This window comes from Chitinilyticum aquatile DSM 21506 (assembly GCF_000430805.1).
GTDB lineage: Bacteria > Pseudomonadota > Gammaproteobacteria > Burkholderiales > Chitinibacteraceae > Chitinilyticum > Chitinilyticum aquatile.
In genome coordinates this window covers 363,625-384,263 of sequence record NZ_AUMS01000001.1, presented here as the reverse complement: position 1 = coordinate 384,263, position 20,639 = coordinate 363,625, and the positions used below count along the sequence as shown (strand labels likewise).

Genomic DNA, 20,639 nt, shown 5'->3' with positions numbered 1-20,639 from the left:
GATGGATCGCCAGCGCCTGCGCCTCACCGTTCGTGGCATTGTGCAGGGCGTTGGCTTTCGGCCTTTTGTGTATCGGCTGGCGCACGAGCTGGGTGTGGCCGGCTGGGTGCGCAACGACGGGCAGGGCGTAACGCTGGAAATCGACGGAGATCCGGCCTGCCTGCAGGACTTTGCCCGGCGCTTGCAGGACGAGGCACCGCCGCTGGCGCGCATCGACGCCTGTGAAATGGTCATGGTGGCAGCAGGCGAGCCGCATTGGGGGTTTGAAATTCTCGATAGCGACGCGACGGCTGCATCCGTCGTCAGCGCGAGCATCGGTGCGGATTCCGCGGTCTGCCCGGCCTGCCTGTCTGAACTGTTCGACCCGGCCAACCGTCGCTACCGCTATGCCTTTATCAACTGCACCGACTGCGGCCCGCGCTACACGCTGGTCAGACACCTGCCTTATGACCGTGCTTCGACCAGCATGGCGGCGTTTGCCCAGTGCGCGCCGTGCCTGATGGAGTACCGTAATCCGCTGCACCGGCGCTTTCACGCCGAGCCGAACGCCTGCCCGGATTGCGGCCCTGCGCTGCAGCTGCACGACGCCAATGGTGCCGAAATCGGCGGCGATGCGATTGCCGAGACGCTGGCGTTGTTGCAGGCCGGGCAGATCGTCGCCATCAAGGGCCTGGGTGGTTTTCATCTGGTGTGCGATGCGCGCAACGCCGACGCGGTTGCCCGCCTGCGGGAACGCAAGCACCGCGAGGAAAAACCGCTGGCGGTGATGGCGGCGAATGCCGCCTCGCTCGCCGGCATCGCGCAGCTGCACGAGGGCGCGCAGCGCTGGCTCGAATCGGCGGCGCGGCCGATCGTGTTGTTGCCAAAAGCCGCGCAGACTGAGCATGCCTTGCCGGGTATCGCGCCGGGGCTTGCTGAAATCGGCGTATTGCTGCCCTATACCCCAATTCATTTTCTGCTGTTTCATGAGGCCGCCGGCTGCCCTGCGGGCACGGACTGGCTGGCAGAGCCGCAGGATTTGTTGCTGGTGATGACCAGCGCCAATGCCAGGGGCGAGCCGCTGGTGACCGGCAACGCGGAAGCGCTGGTGCAGCTGGCCGGCATTGCCGATGCCTTCCTCATGCACGACCGCGATATCGTGATTCGCTGCGACGATAGTGTGTTGCGAGTCGGGTATGACGATGCAGCCCAATTCATCCGAAGGGCGCGTGGCTATACCCCGCAAGCGGTGCCGCTGGCGCATGCTTTGCCGCCAGTGCTGGCGCTGGGCGGTTTTTTCAAGAACACGCTGTGCGTGACCAGAGGAAGTCAGGCCTATCTGTCGCAATACCTCGGCGACCTCGACCGCGTCGCCAACTGCACGGCGCTGCAGGATGCCAGCACTCACCTGCTGCACCTGCTGCAAGTGAAACCGGAATGCATCGCGCACGACAAACACCCCGATTTCTACAGCAGCCAGCTGGCGCTGCAGCTGGCCGATCAATGGCAGATTCCGTGCATCGCGGTGCAGCACCATCACGCGCACATCGCGGCGGTGCTGGCCGAGCATCAGCTCGACGAACCGGTGCTGGGGCTGGCGCTCGATGGCGTCGGTTTAGGAGACGATGGCACCGCCTGGGGCGGCGAGCTGCTGCTGGTCGATGGTTCGCAGTATCAGCGTCTGGGGCATTTGCGCACGCTGCCCATGCCCGGCGGTGACAAGGCCGCGCGCGAGCCGTGGCGGATGGCCGCCAGCGTGCTGGTGGAACTTGGGCGTGGCGACGAGATCGCCAGCCGCTTTGCCGCGCAGCCTGCCGCCAGCCTTTTGAATCAGCTTTTGAGCCGCCCGCAGCCGGCCACCAGCAGCATGGGCCGCTATTTCGATGCCGCCGCCGGGCTGCTGGGTGTTGCTCCGGTGATGAGTTTCGAAGCGCAGGCCGCCATGCAGCTGGAAGGGCTGGCCGCGCGGCATGGCGTGTGTGCGACCGTGTCTGGCCTGTACCGCATTACTGACGGCGTGCTGGATCTGCTGCCGCTGCTGGCGGTGCTGGCTGATAGCCCCGATCCGGCACACGGCGCGGCGCTGTTTCATTCTGTGCTGCTCGATGCGCTGGCGGACTGGGTGGCAGAGGCAGCCGAACGTACCGGCATCCGCACGGTGGCCGGTGGCGGTGGCTGTTTCCTCAACGCGATCCTGTTGCGTGGCGTGCGGGAGAAGCTGCTGGCTCGCGGCTTGCGTTTTTTCACCAGCCAGGCCGTGCCGTGTGGCGATGGGGGGCTGGCGCTGGGGCAGGCGTGGGTGGCGCAGAGGAGCATGCGATGACTGGCGCAGTCTTTACTCAGGCGGAAGGGTTTATAGCGCCTGCGGCGCGGGGTTTTACATGCCGGTTCCGCCCGGCGGACGGGATACTTTCTTTGCTTCGCCAAAGAAAGTATCCAAAGAAAGGCGAGCCCGGTCAGCCGGCCCTTCGGGCTACCCTGCGATGCTCGCTTTTCCGGGGGCGCGGGACAACTCGGCCCTGCGAGCCTCAAACACGTCCCGCGCCTGATCCCGGAAAACCTGCGCTTCTCGGCGGCTTTCAGGGCGATTCCGTACTAACGGACGTTTGTATGTCTCAATCGTTGCCAAGTCACGACTGGTGGTTGGCACGCCAATGCCCTCGCAGTCGCCGAGAAGCAGAGTTGCAGCCAGGATTTCGGCGTGACGAGTGTTTGAGCCCCGTAGGGGCGAGTTGCGGCACGCCGCTGGATGCAACGAGCATCGCAGGGGACCCGCCGCAGGCGGGCGACGGAGCGGGCGCGCCTTGGGGGTGTCGGGGGGCTTGGCAAGACAAGCCCCCTGACGTGCCGCCGGGCACCCCCGGCATGCAAACACCGCGCCGCAGGCGCTGCAAACCCGACACCTAGCCCATTGCCAACTGGCAACGAGCACCATTTATAAAGAGGAACACCCCATGTGCCTGGCAATCCCCGCGCGTGTCACCGAGCTGCTTGACGGCGACCGGGCGCGTATCGAACTGGGCGGCGTTCACAAGGACGTTTCCATCGCGCTGGTCGAGGAGGTCGCCGTCGGCGATTACCTGATCGTCCACGTCGGCTTTGCCATCGGCAAGCTCGATCCGGTCGAGGCCGAGGAAACACTCGCGCTGTTCGCGCAGATGGCAAAGATCGACCCCGCCAACCCAGCCCCTTACCAGTGAGAATCGCATGAAATACATCGACGAATTTCGTGATGGCGAGCTGGCCCGCGGGCTGGCGAAAGCGATTGCCGCGGCTGTGAACCCCGCGCGCGAATACCGGCTGATGGAGTTCTGCGGCGGCCACACCCACGCCATTTCACGCTATGGCCTGCAGGATTTGCTGCCCAGTAACGTGCGGCTGATCCACGGCCCCGGCTGTCCGGTGTGCGTGCTGCCGATCGGCCGCATCGACAGCGCGATTGCACTGGCGACGCAGCACGACGTGATTCTCTGCACCTATGCCGACACGCTGCGCGTGCCGGCCAGCAACGGGCTGTCGCTGTTGAAGGCCAAGGCGCAGGGCGCCGACATTCGCATGGTGTATTCCTGTGACGACGCGCTGCGCATCGCGCAGGACAACCCGCAGCGCGAGGTCGTGTTCTTCGCCATTGGTTTTGAGACCACCACGCCCCCCACCGCCGCGATCATCCTGCAGGCGCAGCGCCTGCAGCTTTCTAACTTCAGCGTGCTGTGCAACCACGTGCTGACGCCGGCGGCGATGGTGCACATCATGGAAAGCCAGAACGATCCCGCAGCAGTCGCCATTGACGGCTTCGTCGGTCCCGCGCACGTCAGCACCGTGATCGGCTCTGGCCAGTACGAAGGCTTTGTCGCACGGTATCAACGACCCGTCGTCATCGCCGGCTTCGAGCCGCTCGACGTCATGCAGGCCATCCTGATGCTGATTCGCCAGATCAACGACGGCCGTGCGGAAGTCGAAAACGAATTCACCCGCGCAGTCACGCGCGAGGGCAACCGCAAGGCGCAGGGCCTGTGCGAACAGGTCTTCGAATTGCGCGAAACCTTCGATTGGCGCGGCTTGGGCGAAGTGCCACTCAGCGCGCTGAAAATCCGTTCTGAATTCGCCCGGTTCGACGCCGAAGTGCGTTATCAGGTTGGCTACGCGCAAGTGCCCGACCACAAGGCCTGCGAATGCGCCGCGATCCTGCGTGGCCACAAGCGCCCGGCGGATTGCAAGGTGTTCGGCACGGTCTGTACGCCCGATCACCCGCTCGGCGCGTGCATGGTATCGTCGGAAGGCGCATGCGCGGCGCACTATACGTATGGGCGGTTCAGGGTTGAGGTTGTTGCGCCGGTTGATGAAGCGTAATTGCAGGGATGAAAAATAATATTCGTGCGAATATTCTGGGTTATTCGTGCCTATTTGCTAATTGCTGATTTTTTATGTGTTTTGGATTTTTATCGATTATGAAGCGATATCGTATTTTCTGTTTTGACTTTGATAGTCGTGCTATTTTATTGAAGCCATTCCGCGATGACTGGAGGGTGGCTTTTGAAGGTTCTGAATATCCAAGTGAAGCAGGAATGATCACTAGACTAATGAAGCAGTATGGTGATGAGTTTTTCGATAGAAAATTCAAGGATTTTGTGGATGTAGGGGTTAAGCCGTTTTCTGTTGTTTCATTTCATAATAAATTTTTGTCTCAAATTAGGAGTGCATTTATTCATGGGCAGTATTACCCTGCTTTGACTGGTGCTTGTGCGCTTGGTGAGAGAATTTTAAATCACTTAATGAAAGGTCTTCGCCATTCCTATTGTGGTCACGATAATTACAAGAAAATTTATCGGAAGGAGTCCTTCGATTATTGGCCGCAAGCGATTGATGCTCTAAATGATTGGGGGGTGTTGACGCCGGAGGCTAGGCGATTATTTTGTGAGCTTAATGATCGGAGAAATTTCGCAATTCATTTTAATGAAGAAGTTGATTTCAATGATCGTCAACTTTCATTAGATGCAATTCGCAGTCTTGAGGGCGTGATTGATAATCAATTTTCATCTTTCAATGCGCTTCCATGGGTGCTTCCTTCTCCTGGTGAGTCTTATATTAGGAAGGATTGGGAAGATGCCCCATTTATTAAGCTTGTTTATTTGCCAAATTGCATGAATGTGGGATATATGCACAAAGTTGTAAGTGTGATTCCTCTAAGTGTTGAGGATCGTGCTGATTATCCTGAGAAGGAAGTCAGTGATGATGAATTTGTGGAGCTTCGAAAAGAGCACGGTAGGTAGGGTCCAGCGTCCGGGAAACCCAACACAATTGCGGCAACTTTTCTCATGCACGGTGCCAAGTAGTAAGTAGAGTGCAATCGCCGCAGGCATTGCGCCGTATTACAACCCTCCGGCGTATTGCCGCTTCGCGGCGAATACGCCCTACAACAATAAAACCAGCAGGCCCATCATGAAAACCTACACCCGCCCCCTTGATCTGAAAAACGGCCGCGTCGACATGAGCCACGGCAGCGGCGGCCGGGCGATGGCGCAGCTGATCGACGAGCTGTTCGCCCGCCACTTCACTAACCCCATCCTTGCCGAGCAGGGCGATGGCGCGTGTTTTGCGCTGCCGGTGGGGGCGGGCCGCATGGTAATGGCGACCGATTCGCACGTCGTCTCGCCGCTGTTTTTTGCCGGTGGCGACATCGGCTGTCTCTCGGTGCACGGCACGATCAACGATGTGGCGATGATGGGGGCGAAGCCGCTGTATCTGTCAGCCGCCTTTATTCTGGAGGAAGGCTTTCCGCTGGCTGATTTGCTGCGCATCGTGCAATCCATGGCGCAGGCCGCGCGCGAGGCGGGCGTGCCGATCGTCACCGGCGACACCAAGGTGGTGGAGGCCGGCAAGGGCGACGGGGTATTCATCACCACCACCGGCATTGGCTTGGTTACAGAGGGTATTGATCTGAAGCCTTCAAATATCAAAGCAGGTGACAAGATACTGGTGTCGGGTATGCTGGGCGATCACGGCGTGGCGATCATGTCGCAACGCGAAAATCTCACCTTCGAGACCACGATCCAGTCCGACACGGCGGCATTGAATGGCCTGGTGGCGGCGATGCTGGATACGGTTCCAAATATTCATGCACTTCGCGACCCGACCCGCGGTGGCCTGGCCGCGGTGCTCAACGAATTCGCCCAGGCCAGCGGCCATGGCATGGTCATTCATGAAAAGGCGATTCCGGTGCGCAGCCAGGTTGCTGCTGCGTGCGAGCTGCTCGGGCTGGATCCGCTGTACGTGGCGAACGAGGGCAAGCTGGTGGCTTATTGCGCGGCGGAGGATGCCGAAAACCTGCTGGCCACGATGCGCGCGCATCCTTTGGGCGCCGACGCGGCCATCATCGGCGAGGTGATCGCGGACACGAATGCCTTCGTGCAGATGGAAACGGTGTTCGGTGGGCGCCGCATGGTTGACTGGATCAACGGCGAGCAGCTGCCGCGGATTTGCTGAGGGTATTCAGGAGCTCGACTGCGTGGCATGGGTTGAGCGAGTGCGAAGTCCAATATGGCATCTCTTGAGCGTTGGGCTTCGCTTCACTCAAACCAGAAAGACTTGATTCTGCCTGATGATGTCTCTGCTTCATAATCGTTATTCCCGCGTACGCGGGAATCCAGATGACGGTGTGAAATCAAGCTTTGCTCTGGATGCCCGTCTTCGCGGGCATGACGAAAAAGCTTCTGAAATAGAGACATAATCAGGTGCTTCTTTCGGGTATTGCTCTGCAGCCTTTCTGTGTAAATGGCCGTGGCTATATGGGTTGCCGTGTATATATCGGAAAATCTGCAAAGTAACAGGCCGGCTTGCGCCGGCCTGATTCGTTTTACCCCACCATTTCCTGCAACTTGTCCAGCAGCGTATCCAGCTGCACCGGTTTGCTCAGCATGCCGGCAATCGGTGGCAGGTAGCTCTGCTTTTCATTCAGTGAAAAGCGGAAGTGGGTATTCTGGTCGATGCCGGTGAGCAGCAGGATGGGCGTGTGGCGGATCTCGCGGTAGCGTGAATCCGGGCGCTCGTCGCGGATCTGGTAGACCAGCTCGAAGCCGGCGGTGTCGGTCTCCAGCATGGCTTCCGTTACGATGGCGTCGGGCTTTTCTGCCAGCGCCAGCTTGCGGCCGGCTACCGCCGAATTCGCGCATTTCACGTCAAAGCCGTGCCCGGCGAGTTGGGCCGCGAGCTGTTCGCACAGCGCCGCGTCGTTGTCGATCAGCAGGATTTTCTTGGTCATGGTCCAGGCCCCGTCTTACTTCAGCAGTTCGTAAATGACGTTGCGCTTTTCCCAGGCTTCGTTGCGCTCGTACATGTCGATGGGGAATTCCATCTGCTTGAGTTCCACCGGCGCGGCCTGCTTGTCGACGAGGCCGAGTGCCAGCGCCACGCCATACAGAATCGCCTCGGGACGGGGCGGGCAGCCGGGGATGTAATAATTCACCGGCAACACTTTATCGGCACCGCCGGTGACGTTGTAAGTATCAAACCACGCGCCGCCACCGGTGGCGCACGAGCCGATGGCGAACACCAGTTTCGGGTTCGGAATCGCCTCGTAGGCGCGCTTGACCAGCGGCAGTGTCGGGCGGGTGACCGCGCCGGAAATCAGCATGGCATCGGCGTGCCGCGGCGAGGCCACCAGCTTGATGCCGAAGCGCTCGACGTCGTAGAACGGCGTGAGGATGTTCAGGATTTCGATGTCACAGCCGTTGCACGCGCCGGTGTTGCAGTGATAAACCCAGATTGATTTCCCGAACATGCGTTTGCAGAGATTTTTCAACATGATTTACTCCTTGTCGCTCGGGCGCTGGTAGTTGTCGGATTCCTTCAGCAGCGCGGGATCGAAGGTTTCGCTGGTCTTGCGAACCAGTGCGCGCTGTTCCAGGTTGTCGTAGCGGAAGCCCTTCAGGTTGATGCGGTCGATGGCGTTGGTCTTTTCCATCTCGTAGCAGCGCCCGCAGCGCTGGCAGGTCATCATGAAGAGCTCCATGCGCGTGGTGATGTCTTCCTTCTGGTCGCAGGCAATCTCGAAGCTGTTGCTCATTGTGATCGCTTTTTCCGGGCAGATGTCGGCGCAACGACCGCAATAGGTACAGCGCGAGCCGTCATACAGCATCACGCGCAATTCCTGGCACACGTCGCGCACCAGAATGCAGCGCGCCGGACAGTGATCCGAACAGCCGCCACAGCCTATGCATTTCTGGTGATCAAATACCGGCTGGCCGCGCAGGTTGGCGGGCACGGGCGGGCGCTCGTTCGGGTAATCGAGCGTGACCACACCCGGCTTCATCACCATCAGGAGCTGCTTGATTTTGCTGGTAATCCACATGGCTTTCTCCTTTGCCGGGTCAGAAAATCACGGCAGCGCCGATGGCGGCCAGTGCGATGACGAAAAGAACGCCGAAATAACGGATGGCCTGGTCAATGCGGTAGCGCGGATGCGTGGCGGACAAGAGCCCGATCAGCAGGAACACGACTACCGTCAGCACCATCTGCAGCGCCAGATCGACCAGATAGAAACCGGACCCCAGCAGCGGTACGAACATGGCGATCGGCAGATAGGCGTAAAACATCTGCTTGAGCATCATGTAGTACTTGAAGAGCGCGTAGTTCGGGCCGCTGTACTCGATGAAGGGCCCACCCAGCAGTTCCTGTTCGGCCTCGGCGATATCGAACGGCTGGCGGGCAACAAAGGCCTGCAGGCCGAAGAGGCTGACCGCGATCATTACCACCCCGGGCACACCAAACGCCGCCATCGGCGTGCCGTAGATGACGGCGGTGAGGTCGAGACTGCCGGTTTTCAGTACACCCAGCAGCAGCACCATGAAAAGGATCGGCTCAACCATGATCATCGTCGTCATTTCACGGCTGGCGCCGATCAGTGCGTAGATGTTCTTGCTGGCAAACGCGCCCAGCAGCACGGCCACGCCGCCTAGCGTGAGCAGATAGACCAGCGAGATGGCGTCGGCATAGGGCGTCAGCGCCGTCGCACGGCCGGCGACCGGCAGGATGGCAATCACGCACAGGATGGACGCGAACGCCACCAGCGGGGCGAGTCTGAACGGGAGGATGCCGGCAGAGTCGATGTTTTCCTTGCCCAGCAGTTTCAGCACATCGTAGTAGGACTGCGCGAGCGGCGGCCCCTGGCGGCTTTGCACGCGAGCCATGACCCGGCGCACGACGCCGTCCAGAAAGGGGGCAATCACTAGGAACAGCAGCAGATTGCCGAAGACCTGCGCAATGCCGATGGCGATCTCAGTAAATTGGCTCATTTTTGCACCTGTTGAAGTTGATTTCCCTGCAGGCGTTTTCTCGACATGACGTCCAGTTCCGCCTTGGAGATCGAGCTGGATTTGCCGGTTTGCAGATCAACCACCGCCACACGATCCGTGCACGAGAAGCAGGGGTCGATGCTGCCCATGATGATGGGGAAATCGCCGAACTGTTCATCCAGCAGCATCAGTGGCACGGCCTGCAGGTTGGTAAATGTGGGGGCACGCACGCGCCAGCGTTCCGGGCGATTGTCTTCGCCAGTGACCACGTAATGCACCGACTCGCCGCGCGGTGCTTCGACAACCGTGATGGCATGGCGCTGGGCGGGAATCTTGTCCTTCATTTCGACGAAGATTTCGCCGCCCGGCATCTTGTCCAGACACTGACGGATGATCTTGATCGCCTCGAAGGTCTCTACCACGCGAACCACCAGCGTGGACCAGACATCGCAGCCATCGAGCACCGGCACTTCGAACTTCATTTCGTCGTAGGCCGCATAGGGGTGATCCCGGCGCGCGTCGATATCCACACCACGGGCTCGCGCGACCGGCCCGATCAGGTTCCAGTCGATGGCCTGTTGTCTGGTGATGGTGCCCACGCCCTTGGTGCGCTTGTGGATCGAGGTGTCTTTTTCGATGGCGCGATAGATGACCGTGAGTTCATCTTCGATCTTCTTGACCACATTCAGGATGTCTTCCGCGATATCCGGCGTGATGTCACGGCGTACACCGCCGACCAGAATCATGCCGTAGGTCTTGCGGTTGCCGGTCAGGCGCTCGCACAGCCACATGATCTGTTCGCGCACGCGCCATGCCTGCATGAACACGGTGTCAAAGCCGATCAGGTGGCCGGCCACGCCGAGCCACAAGAGATTCGAGTGAATGCGCTCGATTTCCAGCATCATCGTGCGGATGAACTCGGCGCGGCGCGGGATGATGAGGCCAGCGGCGGATTCCACTGCCTGTGAAAACGCGGTGGCATGCACCGAGCCGCAGATGCCGCAGATGCGCTCGGCAATGAAGGGAACTTCGTTGTAGCTGACCTGCGTCTGGCACAGTTTTTCGATGCCGCGGTGCGTCATGAAGCCGCGGTAGTCACAGCCCTTGATGGTTTCACCATCGACATACACGGCAAAGTGCTCGGGCTCGTGCAGGCTGGGGTGAAATGGCCCGACCGGAACAATCTTGGTTCCCGGTGGTGCTTCGTCGAGCTGGTAGGCGACGTCTTCGGCACCTTGCGGCACGAAATCGTGCGGTACTTCCTTTCGGAGCGGGTAGATGCCTTCGGGCCAGTCGTCCGCCAGTACCAGCTTTTTCGGCTTCGGGTGACCGGCAAAGCGCAGCCCCAGCAGGTCGGTGACTTCGCGCTCCGACCAGCCGGCAGACGGCAGGTCGGGCGTGATGGATTCGAGCACCGGATCATCAACGGGGGCCGAGGCGCGGCAGCAGACAAAGCGGTTGCTGTCGTCCAGTGCATAGGTGTGCACCATCGCCAGCGTGCCGTCGCGCTCGATGTTGTCATAGCCGATGCTGCACAGGTAGCGGGCGCCGGAGGCGGTGATGATCTGGCTTGCTTCGCGAAAGCCGGCGCGCTTGACATCGATGTAGATGGTGCGTTCGTCAGTTTTCTCGACGCACACCACATCGTCACGCAGGCGGGCGATCAGTTTGGCTTCCAGTTCTTTTCTTATCGACATGGTGGTAACTCCGGAAAATCAGGCGCCGCGCACATTGCCGCCAGTCCATTTCATGAACTTCTTGAAGGCGTCGAAGATGTGACTGCTTAGGTAACGGTTGGCATTGTTCAGCGTCTGGTAGCCGCACAGCCACACGGGTGCGGTGCGCTCTTCTGCGCCACCGGCGCGGCGCAGCCACAGTGCGGCGAGCAGCGCCACCACCAGCATGGCGATCATCACCAGCGGCAGGGAGAAGGCGACAGGTGACCCATTGGCAGCAGCAAAGCTCACGCCGGCATAGTTTTGCGACAGCGAAGCGAGCACTTCGGGTGTCCCCAGTGTCTGCGTCAGCACGCCTTCCGAAGTGGCGAGCACGCGACCGAACAGTGCGACGAAAAGCCAGGGGAAGAAGCCCTGCACCAGGCAGACGGCCGCCAGTACCAGCTTGGGCGCCAGCATCACCTTGCTGACTTCGTGCACATTGTTCTTGTCGTTCCACTCGACGCCGACCGAGGTAAAGGTCATGCCGTAGAGTTTCACGTAGGTGGCCAGTGTCATCGCGCTGGTCACCAGTGCAATCACGCCGAAGATCACGAAGATGCCGGCGGTTTTGCCGGAGAGCAGCGTCGAGCCGACGATGGCCCACTTGCTGGTGAAGCCCGAGAAGGCCGGCACGCCGGAGACTGCTATCGCGGCAATGCCGGCAATGATGGCAGTGACGGGCATCAGCGCGAAAAGACCGCCCAGCTTGTCCAGGTCCTTGGTGCCGGTAGTGAACTGCACGCTGCCTACGCAGAGGAACAGCAGGCTCTTGAAGATGGCGTGATTGAGCACATGCAGGAAGGCACCGAGGATGGCCAGCAGTGCCAGCGCATGCAGTGCGGCATTGGCGCCGAGGTAGTAGCGCGCAGCACCGACAGCCAGAATGATGTAGCCGATCTGGCCGATCGAGCTGTAGGCATTCAGGCGCTTGGCATCGACCTGCTTGAGTGACTGGGATGTCCCGATGAAGAGTGTGACCACGCCAATGATCGCAACCACCAGCCCCCAGTACTGCACTTCCTGTGCCGGCAGGGTGTCGGGCATCATCCAGAACAGCGTGCGGATCATGCCGTAGATGCCGGTTTTGAGCATCACACCTGACAGCAGGGCACTGATCGGCGAGGGAGCAACCGAGTGGGCATCAGGCAGCCAGAGCTGGCCCAGTGGGAACATACCGGCCTTCATGCCGAAGCCCAGCAGCGTGAGCGTGAGTACCAGTGTGCGCAGGCCTGCATCGGCCATGCCCAGATGCTCCGCAATCTGGTGCAGCGGCGTCCCCCAGGTACAGCCCGGCAGCATCAGCCCCGCGGCCAGCACCGCAGCCCAGGCGAGTTCCATCAGGATCAGGTATTTGTTCGCGCTGCGGACAATCACTTCATCCCTGTAATCGAAACGGATCAGGAAGAAGGACGCGATGGTCATCATCTGCCACGCAATCGTAAAGCCGGTGGTAAGGTCATCAACCGTCACCAGCGCGATCATGCCGGCGATGAAGACCGGATAGCAGAAGAAGAAGCTGCGCAGGCTGTAATGGCGATAGTGATCCATCTCCATGTAATCGATGCAGTAGAACGCGGTCACCGCAGCGACGGATGAAATCAGCACCATGAATACAGCCGAAAAACCGTCAATCATCAGCGGGATTGCCAGGCTGCCCCATACCAGATCCACGTGCAGGTCAAACGTCGCCGGTGCCGCACTGCCGCCGAGTACCTTGACGGCAATGCCGGTGAAAACGACTGCGGCGGCAAGTGTGGCGAGGAAATTCAGGCTGCCCGCCCATTTGCGCTTGCCCGCCAGCAGGGGCGTGATGAGCGCCGAGGCCAGCAGCAGCAGGATGCCGGTCTGCAGGCTGGTGTAGATACTGTGGTCCATTTTTAATGACTCCTTCCTGCATGCCCGGCGAGCATATCGATCACCGCGTCGGCACTGGTCTGTATTTCCTTGCTCATGCTCATCCCGAAATCGATGTTCTCAGCGGCTACGCCGAGCAGGTAAACCTGCTTGCCGTGACGCTCAAGCAAATCGCCGGCCATGGTCAGCGCCAGTTTGTGGGTTGAATAGCCACCACCGGTTTCAAGCTCGGCCAGCCGGCCGAGCACCAGCGAACCCGGAGCCTGGCCGCTGCCCTGAATGGCGTCGATGAGCAGCACGTGCTCAGGCGCGCTGTCGGCGAGGCGGAAAACATGGTTCTCGATCACATCCTCGGCGTTGATCACCCGGTGGGGGCTGTGTGCAGGCAGCGAGGCCTCCAGCCGTTCGGCGATGTAACAGCCGACGGCATCATCGCTGCGCAGGGCATTGCCGATGCCGACGATGCTGGTGGGGGTGGCGAGAATATCCGCAAGTTCAGAAGCGAAGCTCATATCTGTTCGCCCAGTGTCTTGATCTGCCGATAGGTGTAAACGGGCCCGTCAGTACAGACGAGTGTTCTCCCCACCGCGCAGTGCTGGCATTTGCCGATGCCGCATTTCATCTGCCGCTCCAGTGTCGAGATGATCGCGTCCTCGCTCATGCCGCGCTTCAGGAATTCACCGATCACGCTGTTGAACATGACCGGCGGGCCGCAGACGAAGGCCACGCTATTGTCGACCGGCACCTTGGCTTTTTCGATCAGCTGGTTCACATAGCCTGTTTCGCCATGCCAGCCTTCTTCTGCGCGGTCGATGGTGATGAAGGTCTCGAAGCCGGCGTTTTCCTGCCACACCTTGATGTCCGGCTGGTACATCAGGTCCTTGCTGCTGCGAGCACCGTACAAGAGGATGATGCGGCCGAAGTCTTCGCGGTGCTGCAGCGCATGCACGATGGAGCTTCGGAGCGGAATCAGGCCGATACCGCCGGCCACGTAGATGATGTTCTTGCCCTTGATCTCGTCAAAGGGGAAGCCGTTGCCAAACGGGCCGCGCACGCCGAGCTTGTCGCCGGGCTTGAGGGCATGCAGCGCGTGGGTGACCTTGCCTACAGCGCGTACCGAGATGTGGAAACGGTCGTTTTCAGGGCTGGGCGGCAGCGAAACTGCAAATTCCCCGGCACCAAATACGGTGCACATGATGAACTGCCCCGATCTGATGCGGAATTCGCGCTCGACGTCCTTGTTGGGAAAGGACAGGTAGAAGGTCTTCACCTCGGGGATTTCATCGCGAATCTCGTCAATGTTCACCACTTCGGGGAAGGTCACAATCGGGCACAGGCCGGTGGTCTTGCAGTTGCCGTGCTCGTGATTGCCGTGACAATTGGACATCAGGCTTCTCCTCCGGTGATCTCTCTGCGGATGTACTGCACGACGTTCGGCAGGCCGATGTCGCCTGGGCAGACCCACTGGCAGCGGCCGCAGCCGACGCAGCCGGGGCGCAGGTATTTTTTCGACTGGGAATAGGACAACTTGCAGAAGAAACGCTTGTTGCGACGGTCTTCCACTGGCTGGCGCGGGTTGTGGTCACCGGCCATGCGGGCATAGCCTTCGAAGGAACAGGAGTCGCGCGTGCGCAGACGCTCGCATTCGCCGCATTCCGTCTGGGCGTCTTCGATGTTGAAGCAGCTACAGGTCGGACAAACGAAGGAACAGGCACCGCATTCGAGACACTGGTCGCCGATGTATTCCCAGGTTTCGCTTTTGATGAAGCCGGTGGTGATGCGGTTCATCACGCGTGAGACCCAGGCCTTGTTGTCGGTGGCCATGTCCGGGAACAGGTCGATGCACTTGTCGACGACCGCTTTCTGTTCGCTCAGCTGTTGTGGCTTGGCTGGCGTCCAGTTGTGGGCGTCGGCCAGTGCCCGGCCTTTTTCGCTGCCTACTTTCACCAGGTAACCGTCTGCCAGTTTGGTCAGGTCAAGATCGAAGCCTTCATCGGCATCCGGCCCCGAGTGCGTACAGACGCAGAAGCACTGCGGGAAGGGATGCAGACAGGTATTGCTGATCAGCAGGCACTGGCGACGATGGGTGAGGTAGACGTCGTCGACGAATTCCTGGCCAAGGAAAAAGCGGTCGAGCGCCTGGATGCCGGCCAGATCGCATGGCCGCAAGCCGAACAGCACTTTGGGCTGTTCGAAATACTGCCGGGCCATCTCGACGCTCTGTGTTTCGGCGTCGTACTTGTATTTCAGGATGCGTTCCATCTGCGGGAACAGGATTTCCTTGACCGGCATCGATGGAATCGGCGCTTCGAGATCAAGCGCAGTCGCATCGTTGATCAGGTCAAAGAAAACCTGCCGGGTCTGCGGCTCGACCTGCGGGCCGTAGACGGCATAGCTTGCCTGCAGTTCGGTGACCAGCTGGCTGATTTCGTCTGAGGACAGGATGTACATGGACATGGAGAGGTTCCTCGCCTTAGCAGGCTGTCAAAAGACAGTCTGCGTTCCGTTTTTCCCGGCTCGGCCGGGAAAAATGCATTGCAAACAAAAAGCCGTTGATTGGCATGCAGCCGTGTTGCGGCAGGCTAGGCCTGGCGCTTGCTGCCACTGGAGTTGTCGCCATCGCGTCTGATGCCCCCGTTATTCTTGGATCTGGATCGGAATCACGCTTTCCTCGCCAGCTGCATAGGCGTTTTCATACGGCAGCAGGAAGTCGGAAATCATGTTCTTGATGAAGTAGGGGATGTAGGCGGTACCGCTCTGTACATCGGGCGAGATCTTCACGGCGATCTTCATGTGCGTGCCGATGCTGGAGCGCACATTGACCAGCCACTTGTCCTTTACTTTCAGGCGCGTGGCGTCGTCGGGCGAAATCTCGATATAGCCGTGCGGGTAGAGCCACAACGTCTGGTCATACTCGCGGCGCGGCACGATCGTCTTGCGCATCAGGTTGTTCTGGTGCCAGTAGTGCTGCGCCTTGCCGATCATCAGCGCGAAGGGGAATTCGGGGGTCGTCGGTGATTCCCAGTATTCGATGTTGATCGCGTTAAATTTGCGCCTGCGCGAATTCGGAAAGGCTTGGGGATTCCAGTGCTGACCGAAACCCTGGCTGAGCTGCTGATGGCTCAAGCCAGCATAACCAGGGGTATTGTTTGCCAGCTCAATAAAGACATCGGCTGCATTTGCATACCCCCATTGATGCCCTGCAGCAGCGGCGATTTTCTGGAAGAGCGCCCAGCCAGGCAGCACCTTATGCGGGTTGTCGACATTCTTGCGGGTAATCTGTACGCGGCGGTCCGAGGCGGTGTAGGTGCCGTCGGTTTCATTGAACGCCGGCAGCGGGAAGACCACATGCGCCAGATCCATGAAGGCGCTCTTGTACGCACAGGAATACACGACGAAATCCAGGCTGGCGATGCGTTCCCTGTCGCGGATGATGCCGTCATCGTGGTCGATCACGAACAGCGCGCGAATGGCTGAATCGGGGCTGGCGAGCGCCTTGAAAACGCTGTTGCCGGGCTCGCCGGACACGCCCATGTCGAAGCTGCCCTGCAGATTGCTGATGCCGGCCACCGGAATGACGGCGGAATGCTCGTGGTCCATGCGATCGGTCAGCAGAGCCAGATTGGTGATGGCGTCAATTGTCGGGCGATCCAGCCCGGAAATGCCGCTGGAGAACAGGATGACAATGGATTTGGCCTGTTCCAGATATTTGGCTTCTTCCTCGATTTCCTCGTAGCGGATGCCGCTGGCACGCTCCAGTGCCACCGACGAAATGCTGCGCAGCGAGGCGACGTAGTCGGAGTAACCCGGCATCTGGTCGATGTTGGCCTTGCGCTCGCGATTGGCGGTGCGGATACCCAGCAGCGCCTTGGCCAGCGCATTGACCAGCAGTCCCTTGGTGCCAGGCTTTTGCTGGAAGTGTTTGGTCGAGAGCTTGGCAATCTGCGTGCGTGAGCTTGATAGCGTCACCACACGCGCGCCACGGCGCTGGGCCGCGTGGATATTGCCGCCGATGATCGGGTTTTGCCGCGTGATGTCGGTGCCGACCACCAGGATATAGTCAGCATGGTCGATGCTGGTCAGGCTGCCATGAGCGCCGGGGTAACCGAATGCATGCTCGAGTGATGCCATGCTCTTGCGGTGGCCGGCTTCGGCACCGATGCCCTGCAGGCGGGTGCCGAACACTTCATGCGCCAGCCGCCCCAGCGTGTAGCCATCTTCATTGGAAGAACGTGCCGAGGCGAGAATGCCGATCTCACCCTTTGCGCCATCAAATTGCTGCATTCGGCTGGCAACAAGGGCGATCGCTTCTTCATAACTTGCCGGTCGCAGCTGGCCGTTCTCGCGGATCATTGGCTGCGTGATCCGTTCGTTCGTGTTCAGCAGTTCGTTGGCATGCCAGCCGCGAATGCAGAGCTTGCCCTTGCTGACCGGGTGAGCGATGAGCGGAGCCACGCCGAAGACTTGCCTGCCATCCGTCTTCAGAAACTGTCCGCACCCTGTGCCGCATAGATTGCACACGCACGTCTTATAGTTCATGAGTTGCATAAGTCACGAGCCTTTTGCATCACGCAGAGTCATTGCCGGAAATAAAAAAAGGCGGACGAAAAATCGCCGCCTTCGGAATTGTTTTTGGTGAGTGCATCGCAGCGGATGCCGATTGATCGGCGCAGCCAGATGAATGAAGTGGTGGCCGCCCGGAAGACTCCGGGCAGGAACTCCAGGCTGGAGAGTGCGGGCGCAAATGCAGACTGATGGGATGCACCGGTATCGACCGGCCAGGCAGCCCCTTCTGTTGCAATGCAGCGGCGCATGCAAGCGTTGACGCGCCGCTTTTCCTGATTCCCCCGCATGAATCAACTCCTGAAAAATGCCAATTGATCAAGATGTTGCGCAGCAGGAAAAGCGTCGCGGAATTGATACACCTCTGCTAAACCAGAGGGGTGGCAATCACCCGAACAGGACCCTGGCCATTTATTGGTCGCCGGCAATCGTATCCGGCTGGCTCATTTCCCCGTCGTACAGCATTTTGCGCTCTTCTCACTGTCTTTCTTTTTTGCAAACGCGGCTTTGCCCCATGACAGGGTGTTACTGATTTTTTCCGCTGCTTGCCTTTTGTAAAGAAGTTTAACGCTCCGTTTGGTGCTAACGTTGCGCGAGGTCAAACAGCCCGCACGGCTGAACGATAAAAATGGAAACACCCTGATCGGCTCTCCGGAGAATTATCGATGCACATTCCAAATGAAATGCTTAATGGCAGCATCTGTCCCCTCAGTGCGACCGTCGCTGTCGCAGGCATCGCGCTGGCTAGCCGTGCAGCGATGAGGTCGCCCGACAAGCCGGGAGCACTGCGCTTTGCGGCGGTTTCTGCCCTGATTTTTGCCGCGCAGATGATCAACTTCCCTGTGCAGGATGGAACATCGGGCCACTTGCTCGGTGGCGTACTGGCCGCGGCACTCCTGGGTGTACCCTTTGGCGTGCTGGCGCTGGCGCTGGTCGTGACGGTGCAGTCCCTGGTGTTTGCCGACGGCGGTCTGCTTGTGCTGGGCGCCAATGTATTCAACATGGCCCTGCTCGGCGCAGGCGCGGGCGGCTTGCTGAACAGATATCTGGCGCAGCGCGGCATGCACCGTAGCCTTGCGCTGCTGCTGGCAGGCTGGACTTCGATCATGCTGGCAGCCTCGGCCTGCAGCATCGAACTCGCATTCAGCGGCACCATCACTGCCGGCAAGGTGCTGCCGGCGATGCTGGGTGTACATGCCCTCATTGGTGTGGGCGAAGCCCTGATTACGCTGGTTCTGGTTACTGCACTGAGTAGTGCGCGCAGCACGTCCGGCCGAATGGATGTAGCGGTCCCGCTTCTGGGCGCATTGCTGATCGCTGCGCTGCTCAGCCCCTTTGCCAGCAGTCATCCTGACGGGCTGGAATGGGTCGCTCAGCAATACGGCTTCCTGAAAGAAGGTGCTCCGCTGTTTGTCGCACCGCTGGCCGACTATGCCGTGCCAGCGCTGGGTGATTCCAGCCTCTCGACCGCTCTGGCAGGGCTTGCGGGGGTAATGCTTGTTGCTGCTGCCGGAGTGCTGCTGGCCGGTTTGCTTCGACTCACTGCTCCAGCATCTGCCGGCTGAATTGCGCTGGGCGTATTCTGTGCTCGATGGATAGCCTGCCATTCAGGCAGGGTACTGCATCGCAGGAGGCAGGGCCTGGCATGTGATGCTTTGAGCGCTTGCCCGACCGCGGCCATTGGGAGTGATAAGGGACTGCCTGCTTTTCCTACCTCCCGATGAGCCTCGGCAGTTCGTGGCGACATATCGCAGCCCGCCGCCTATACTGCGCAGCCGTGCCGTGCAGATCTCTCAGTGATCTGCACGGTCGCCCATTCCGCTGCTCAGGTTGATCCATGTCGTTTCTCTCACTGGGCCTTGCGCCCGAACTGGCCACTGCGGCCAGCCTGCAAGCCTGGCTTGCGCCCACACCCATACAGTCTGCCGTGGTTCCGCTGGTTCTGCGCGGCGCTGATGTGCGTGCTTGCGCGCAGACTGGCTCCGGCAAAACAGGGGCGTTTGCACTGCCTTTGCTGCAGCGCTGGCAGGAGCAGGGCGAACGTGTTCTGGTGCTGGTGCCCACGCGCGAGCTGGCCATGCAGGTCGCTGATACCTTTGTGCAGCTGGCCAGTGCCCTGTCGCGAAAACCCAAGGTTCGCGCGGTGTACGGTGGTGCATCGGTCAATGCGCAGATGCAGGATTTGCGTGGCGTGGTTGATGTGCTGGTGGCAACGCCGGGCCGCCTGCTTGACCTGATCGGCAAGAATGCCGTGCGTGCCGCAACGTTTTCCACGCTGGTGCTTGACGAAGCCGACCGGCTGCTGGATTTGGGGTTCAGTGCCGAACTGGCGGCGATCCTGGATTTGCTGCCGGCGCACCGGCAAAGCCTGCTGTTTTCGGCGACCTTTCCGCCAGCGGTGAACCTGCTCGCGCAAGGTCTGCTGCGGGAGCCGGCATGTATCGAGATTGCATCCGCGCCGGAAACGAGACCGCAAATCCGGCAGCGCGCGATCAATGTCGATACGGCGCGCCGTACCGCCTTGCTGCTGCAGCTGCTGGCAGATGCCGGTGATGCGCGAGCCCTGGTGTTTGCAGCGAGCAAGCAGGGCTGCGAGCAGCTGGCGCGTGAGCTTTCTGCCGCAGGGGCACCGGCTGCGCCATTTCATGGCGAGCTGAGCCAGGGTCGGCGCAATCAGGTGCTCGATGGTTTCAAGGCGGGCAAGCTGCGGGTGCTGGTGGCGACTGATCTGGCTGGTCGCGGCATTGATATTGATGGCTTGCCGCTGGTGGTGAATTACGATCTGCCCCGTTCGCCGGTCGACTACACGCACCGCATCGGCCGTACCGCACGTGCCGGTTTGAGCGGCACGGCGATCAGCCTGATCGGCACCGGTTGCGAAGCGCATTTCCGCCTGATCGAAAACCGGCTGAGCATGCGCGTGCCGCGCGAGCAGATCGCCGGTTTCGAGCCGGTGGCAGTGCCGCTGGCCGTGGCCAATACCGGTGGCGTCAAGGGCGCGCGCATGAGCAAAAAGGACAAATTGCGTGCAGCGGCGGCTGCTGCAGCGGAAAGCGATGATCCCGGGAACGGGCAGTAAATCAGCCGTCAGTCCGGAAACGTCCTTCGTCAGGTGCACCTCACGGCCAGATCGGGTGGATCAGGTCTGCGTGTTGCTTACCAGTTTGGGGAGCATTGTTTGCCAGGTTTGCAAATAAACTTGCCTATGTATTGACCTGTAGCCTTTTTAATAAAA

18 protein-coding genes are annotated in these 20,639 nt (G+C 60.1%); 7 read left to right on the top strand and 11 right to left on the bottom strand.

The genetic code is table 11. The features are described from left to right. Position 1 precedes the first annotated feature (1 nt). From hypF to hypE, 5 genes are all read left to right on the top strand, one after another. A complete protein-coding gene (gene hypF / locus H559_RS0101905) occupies positions 2 to 2,302 on the top strand; it encodes a carbamoyltransferase HypF (RefSeq protein WP_028451295.1) in 2,301 nt (766 codons plus the stop codon). 631 nt (positions 2,303 to 2,933) lie between these two features. After that, complete coding sequence (locus H559_RS0101900) at positions 2,934 to 3,179, top strand: HypC/HybG/HupF family hydrogenase formation chaperone (RefSeq protein WP_028451294.1); 246 nt, start codon at positions 2,934 to 2,936, stop codon at positions 3,177 to 3,179. A gap of 7 nt (positions 3,180 to 3,186) precedes the next feature. Continuing rightward, positions 3,187 to 4,329 carry a hydrogenase formation protein HypD gene (gene hypD / locus H559_RS0101895; RefSeq protein ID WP_028451293.1) on the top strand — a complete coding sequence of 381 codons (1,143 nt, stop codon included), beginning with the start codon at positions 3,187 to 3,189 and terminating at the stop codon, positions 4,327 to 4,329. A gap of 98 nt (positions 4,330 to 4,427) precedes the next feature. Beyond that, positions 4,428 to 5,249, top strand: a complete 822-nt coding sequence (locus H559_RS22510) for a hypothetical protein (protein ID WP_155845252.1) — start codon at positions 4,428 to 4,430, stop codon at positions 5,247 to 5,249. 169 nt (positions 5,250 to 5,418) lie between these two features. Continuing rightward, positions 5,419 to 6,462: a hydrogenase expression/formation protein HypE gene (hypE, locus tag H559_RS0101885; RefSeq protein WP_034639290.1), complete on the top strand. Its 1,044-nt coding sequence runs from the start codon at positions 5,419 to 5,421 to the stop codon at positions 6,460 to 6,462. 370 nt (positions 6,463 to 6,832) lie between these two features. Here hypE and H559_RS0101880 read toward each other — a convergent pair whose 3' ends face one another. The 11 genes from H559_RS0101880 to H559_RS0101830 form a co-directional block, all read right to left on the bottom strand. After that, a complete protein-coding gene (locus H559_RS0101880; RefSeq protein WP_028451291.1) occupies positions 6,833 to 7,237 on the bottom strand; it encodes a response regulator transcription factor in 405 nt (134 codons plus the stop codon). Between the two features lie 15 nt (positions 7,238 to 7,252). Then, the gene (locus H559_RS18385; protein ID WP_034639288.1) at positions 7,253 to 7,780 is read right to left on the bottom strand and encodes an NADH-quinone oxidoreductase subunit B family protein; all 528 of its coding nucleotides are present in this window, start codon (positions 7,778 to 7,780) and stop codon (positions 7,253 to 7,255) included. Between the two features lie 3 nt (positions 7,781 to 7,783). Continuing rightward, on the bottom strand, positions 7,784 to 8,326 hold the full coding sequence (locus tag H559_RS0101870) for a 4Fe-4S binding protein (RefSeq protein WP_028451290.1): 543 nt from the start codon (positions 8,324 to 8,326) through the stop codon (positions 7,784 to 7,786). A gap of 19 nt (positions 8,327 to 8,345) precedes the next feature. Continuing rightward, complete coding sequence (locus H559_RS0101865) at positions 8,346 to 9,269, bottom strand: respiratory chain complex I subunit 1 family protein (protein ID WP_028451289.1); 924 nt, start codon at positions 9,267 to 9,269, stop codon at positions 8,346 to 8,348. Then, a complete protein-coding gene (locus H559_RS0101860; protein WP_245579317.1) occupies positions 9,266 to 10,966 on the bottom strand; it encodes a hydrogenase large subunit in 1,701 nt (566 codons plus the stop codon). Before H559_RS0101860 ends, H559_RS0101865 begins: the two co-directional genes overlap by 4 nt. 18 nt (positions 10,967 to 10,984) lie before the next feature. Next, entirely contained in the window at positions 10,985 to 12,862 is a 1,878-nt protein-coding gene (locus H559_RS0101855) for a proton-conducting transporter transmembrane domain-containing protein (protein ID WP_028451287.1), read from the bottom strand. Positions 12,863 to 12,864: 2 nt separating this feature from the next. Continuing rightward, entirely contained in the window at positions 12,865 to 13,353 is a 489-nt protein-coding gene (locus H559_RS0101850) for a hydrogenase maturation protease (RefSeq protein ID WP_028451286.1), read from the bottom strand. Further along, positions 13,350 to 14,228: an FAD/NAD(P)-binding protein gene (locus H559_RS0101845; protein WP_051278810.1), complete on the bottom strand. Its 879-nt coding sequence runs from the start codon at positions 14,226 to 14,228 to the stop codon at positions 13,350 to 13,352. The genes H559_RS0101850 and H559_RS0101845 overlap by 4 nt, the downstream gene beginning before the upstream one ends. Next, positions 14,228 to 15,298 carry a 4Fe-4S dicluster domain-containing protein gene (locus tag H559_RS0101840; protein ID WP_245579316.1) on the bottom strand — a complete coding sequence of 357 codons (1,071 nt, stop codon included), beginning with the start codon at positions 15,296 to 15,298 and terminating at the stop codon, positions 14,228 to 14,230. Before H559_RS0101840 ends, H559_RS0101845 begins: the two co-directional genes overlap by 1 nt. A gap of 180 nt (positions 15,299 to 15,478) precedes the next feature. Next, a complete protein-coding gene (locus H559_RS0101835; RefSeq protein ID WP_028451283.1) occupies positions 15,479 to 17,380 on the bottom strand; it encodes a molybdopterin oxidoreductase family protein in 1,902 nt (633 codons plus the stop codon). Between the two features lie 38 nt (positions 17,381 to 17,418). Further along, positions 17,419 to 17,694, bottom strand: coding sequence for a hypothetical protein (locus tag H559_RS0101830; protein ID WP_028451282.1), 276 nt, complete (start codon positions 17,692 to 17,694; stop codon positions 17,419 to 17,421). Positions 17,695 to 18,069: 375 nt separating this feature from the next. On the opposite strand from H559_RS0101830, the gene H559_RS0101825 reads away from it, so the two are divergent. Next, positions 18,070 to 18,969, top strand: a complete 900-nt coding sequence (locus H559_RS0101825) for an energy-coupling factor ABC transporter permease (protein WP_028451281.1) — start codon at positions 18,070 to 18,072, stop codon at positions 18,967 to 18,969. Between the two features lie 272 nt (positions 18,970 to 19,241). Then, entirely contained in the window at positions 19,242 to 20,483 is a 1,242-nt protein-coding gene (locus H559_RS0101820; RefSeq protein ID WP_028451280.1) for a DEAD/DEAH box helicase, read from the top strand. The last annotated feature ends 156 nt before the right edge of the window (positions 20,484 to 20,639 follow it).

What these genes read in the sequence shown, in the direction of transcription:
- H559_RS0101820 (WP_028451280.1), top strand. Translation starts at nt 19,242, where the DNA reads ATGTCGTTTCTCTCACTGGGCCTTGCGCCCGAACTGGCCACTGCGGCC.
- H559_RS0101830 (WP_028451282.1), bottom strand. Translation starts at nt 17,694, where the DNA reads ATGCGGGGGAATCAGGAAAAGCGGCGCGTCAACGCTTGCATGCGCCGC.
- hypE (WP_034639290.1), top strand. Translation starts at nt 5,419, where the DNA reads ATGAAAACCTACACCCGCCCCCTTGATCTGAAAAACGGCCGCGTCGAC.
- H559_RS0101900 (WP_028451294.1), top strand. Translation starts at nt 2,934, where the DNA reads ATGTGCCTGGCAATCCCCGCGCGTGTCACCGAGCTGCTTGACGGCGAC.
- H559_RS0101855 (WP_028451287.1), bottom strand. Translation starts at nt 12,862, where the DNA reads ATGGACCACAGTATCTACACCAGCCTGCAGACCGGCATCCTGCTGCTG.
- H559_RS18385 (WP_034639288.1), bottom strand. Translation starts at nt 7,780, where the DNA reads ATGTTGAAAAATCTCTGCAAACGCATGTTCGGGAAATCAATCTGGGTT.
- H559_RS0101845 (WP_051278810.1), bottom strand. Translation starts at nt 14,228, where the DNA reads ATGTCCAATTGTCACGGCAATCACGAGCACGGCAACTGCAAGACCACC.
- H559_RS0101880 (WP_028451291.1), bottom strand. Translation starts at nt 7,237, where the DNA reads ATGACCAAGAAAATCCTGCTGATCGACAACGACGCGGCGCTGTGCGAA.
- H559_RS0101860 (WP_245579317.1), bottom strand. Translation starts at nt 10,966, where the DNA reads ATGTCGATAAGAAAAGAACTGGAAGCCAAACTGATCGCCCGCCTGCGT.
- H559_RS0101840 (WP_245579316.1), bottom strand. Translation starts at nt 15,298, where the DNA reads ATGTCCATGTACATCCTGTCCTCAGACGAAATCAGCCAGCTGGTCACC.
- H559_RS0101870 (WP_028451290.1), bottom strand. Translation starts at nt 8,326, where the DNA reads ATGTGGATTACCAGCAAAATCAAGCAGCTCCTGATGGTGATGAAGCCG.
- H559_RS0101835 (WP_028451283.1), bottom strand. Translation starts at nt 17,380, where the DNA reads ATGAACTATAAGACGTGCGTGTGCAATCTATGCGGCACAGGGTGCGGA.
- hypD (WP_028451293.1), top strand. Translation starts at nt 3,187, where the DNA reads ATGAAATACATCGACGAATTTCGTGATGGCGAGCTGGCCCGCGGGCTG.
- H559_RS0101825 (WP_028451281.1), top strand. Translation starts at nt 18,070, where the DNA reads ATGCACATTCCAAATGAAATGCTTAATGGCAGCATCTGTCCCCTCAGT.
- H559_RS0101865 (WP_028451289.1), bottom strand. Translation starts at nt 9,269, where the DNA reads ATGAGCCAATTTACTGAGATCGCCATCGGCATTGCGCAGGTCTTCGGC.
- H559_RS0101850 (WP_028451286.1), bottom strand. Translation starts at nt 13,353, where the DNA reads ATGAGCTTCGCTTCTGAACTTGCGGATATTCTCGCCACCCCCACCAGC.
- hypF (WP_028451295.1), top strand. Translation starts at nt 2, where the DNA reads ATGGATCGCCAGCGCCTGCGCCTCACCGTTCGTGGCATTGTGCAGGGC.
- H559_RS22510 (WP_155845252.1), top strand. Translation starts at nt 4,428, where the DNA reads ATGAAGCGATATCGTATTTTCTGTTTTGACTTTGATAGTCGTGCTATT.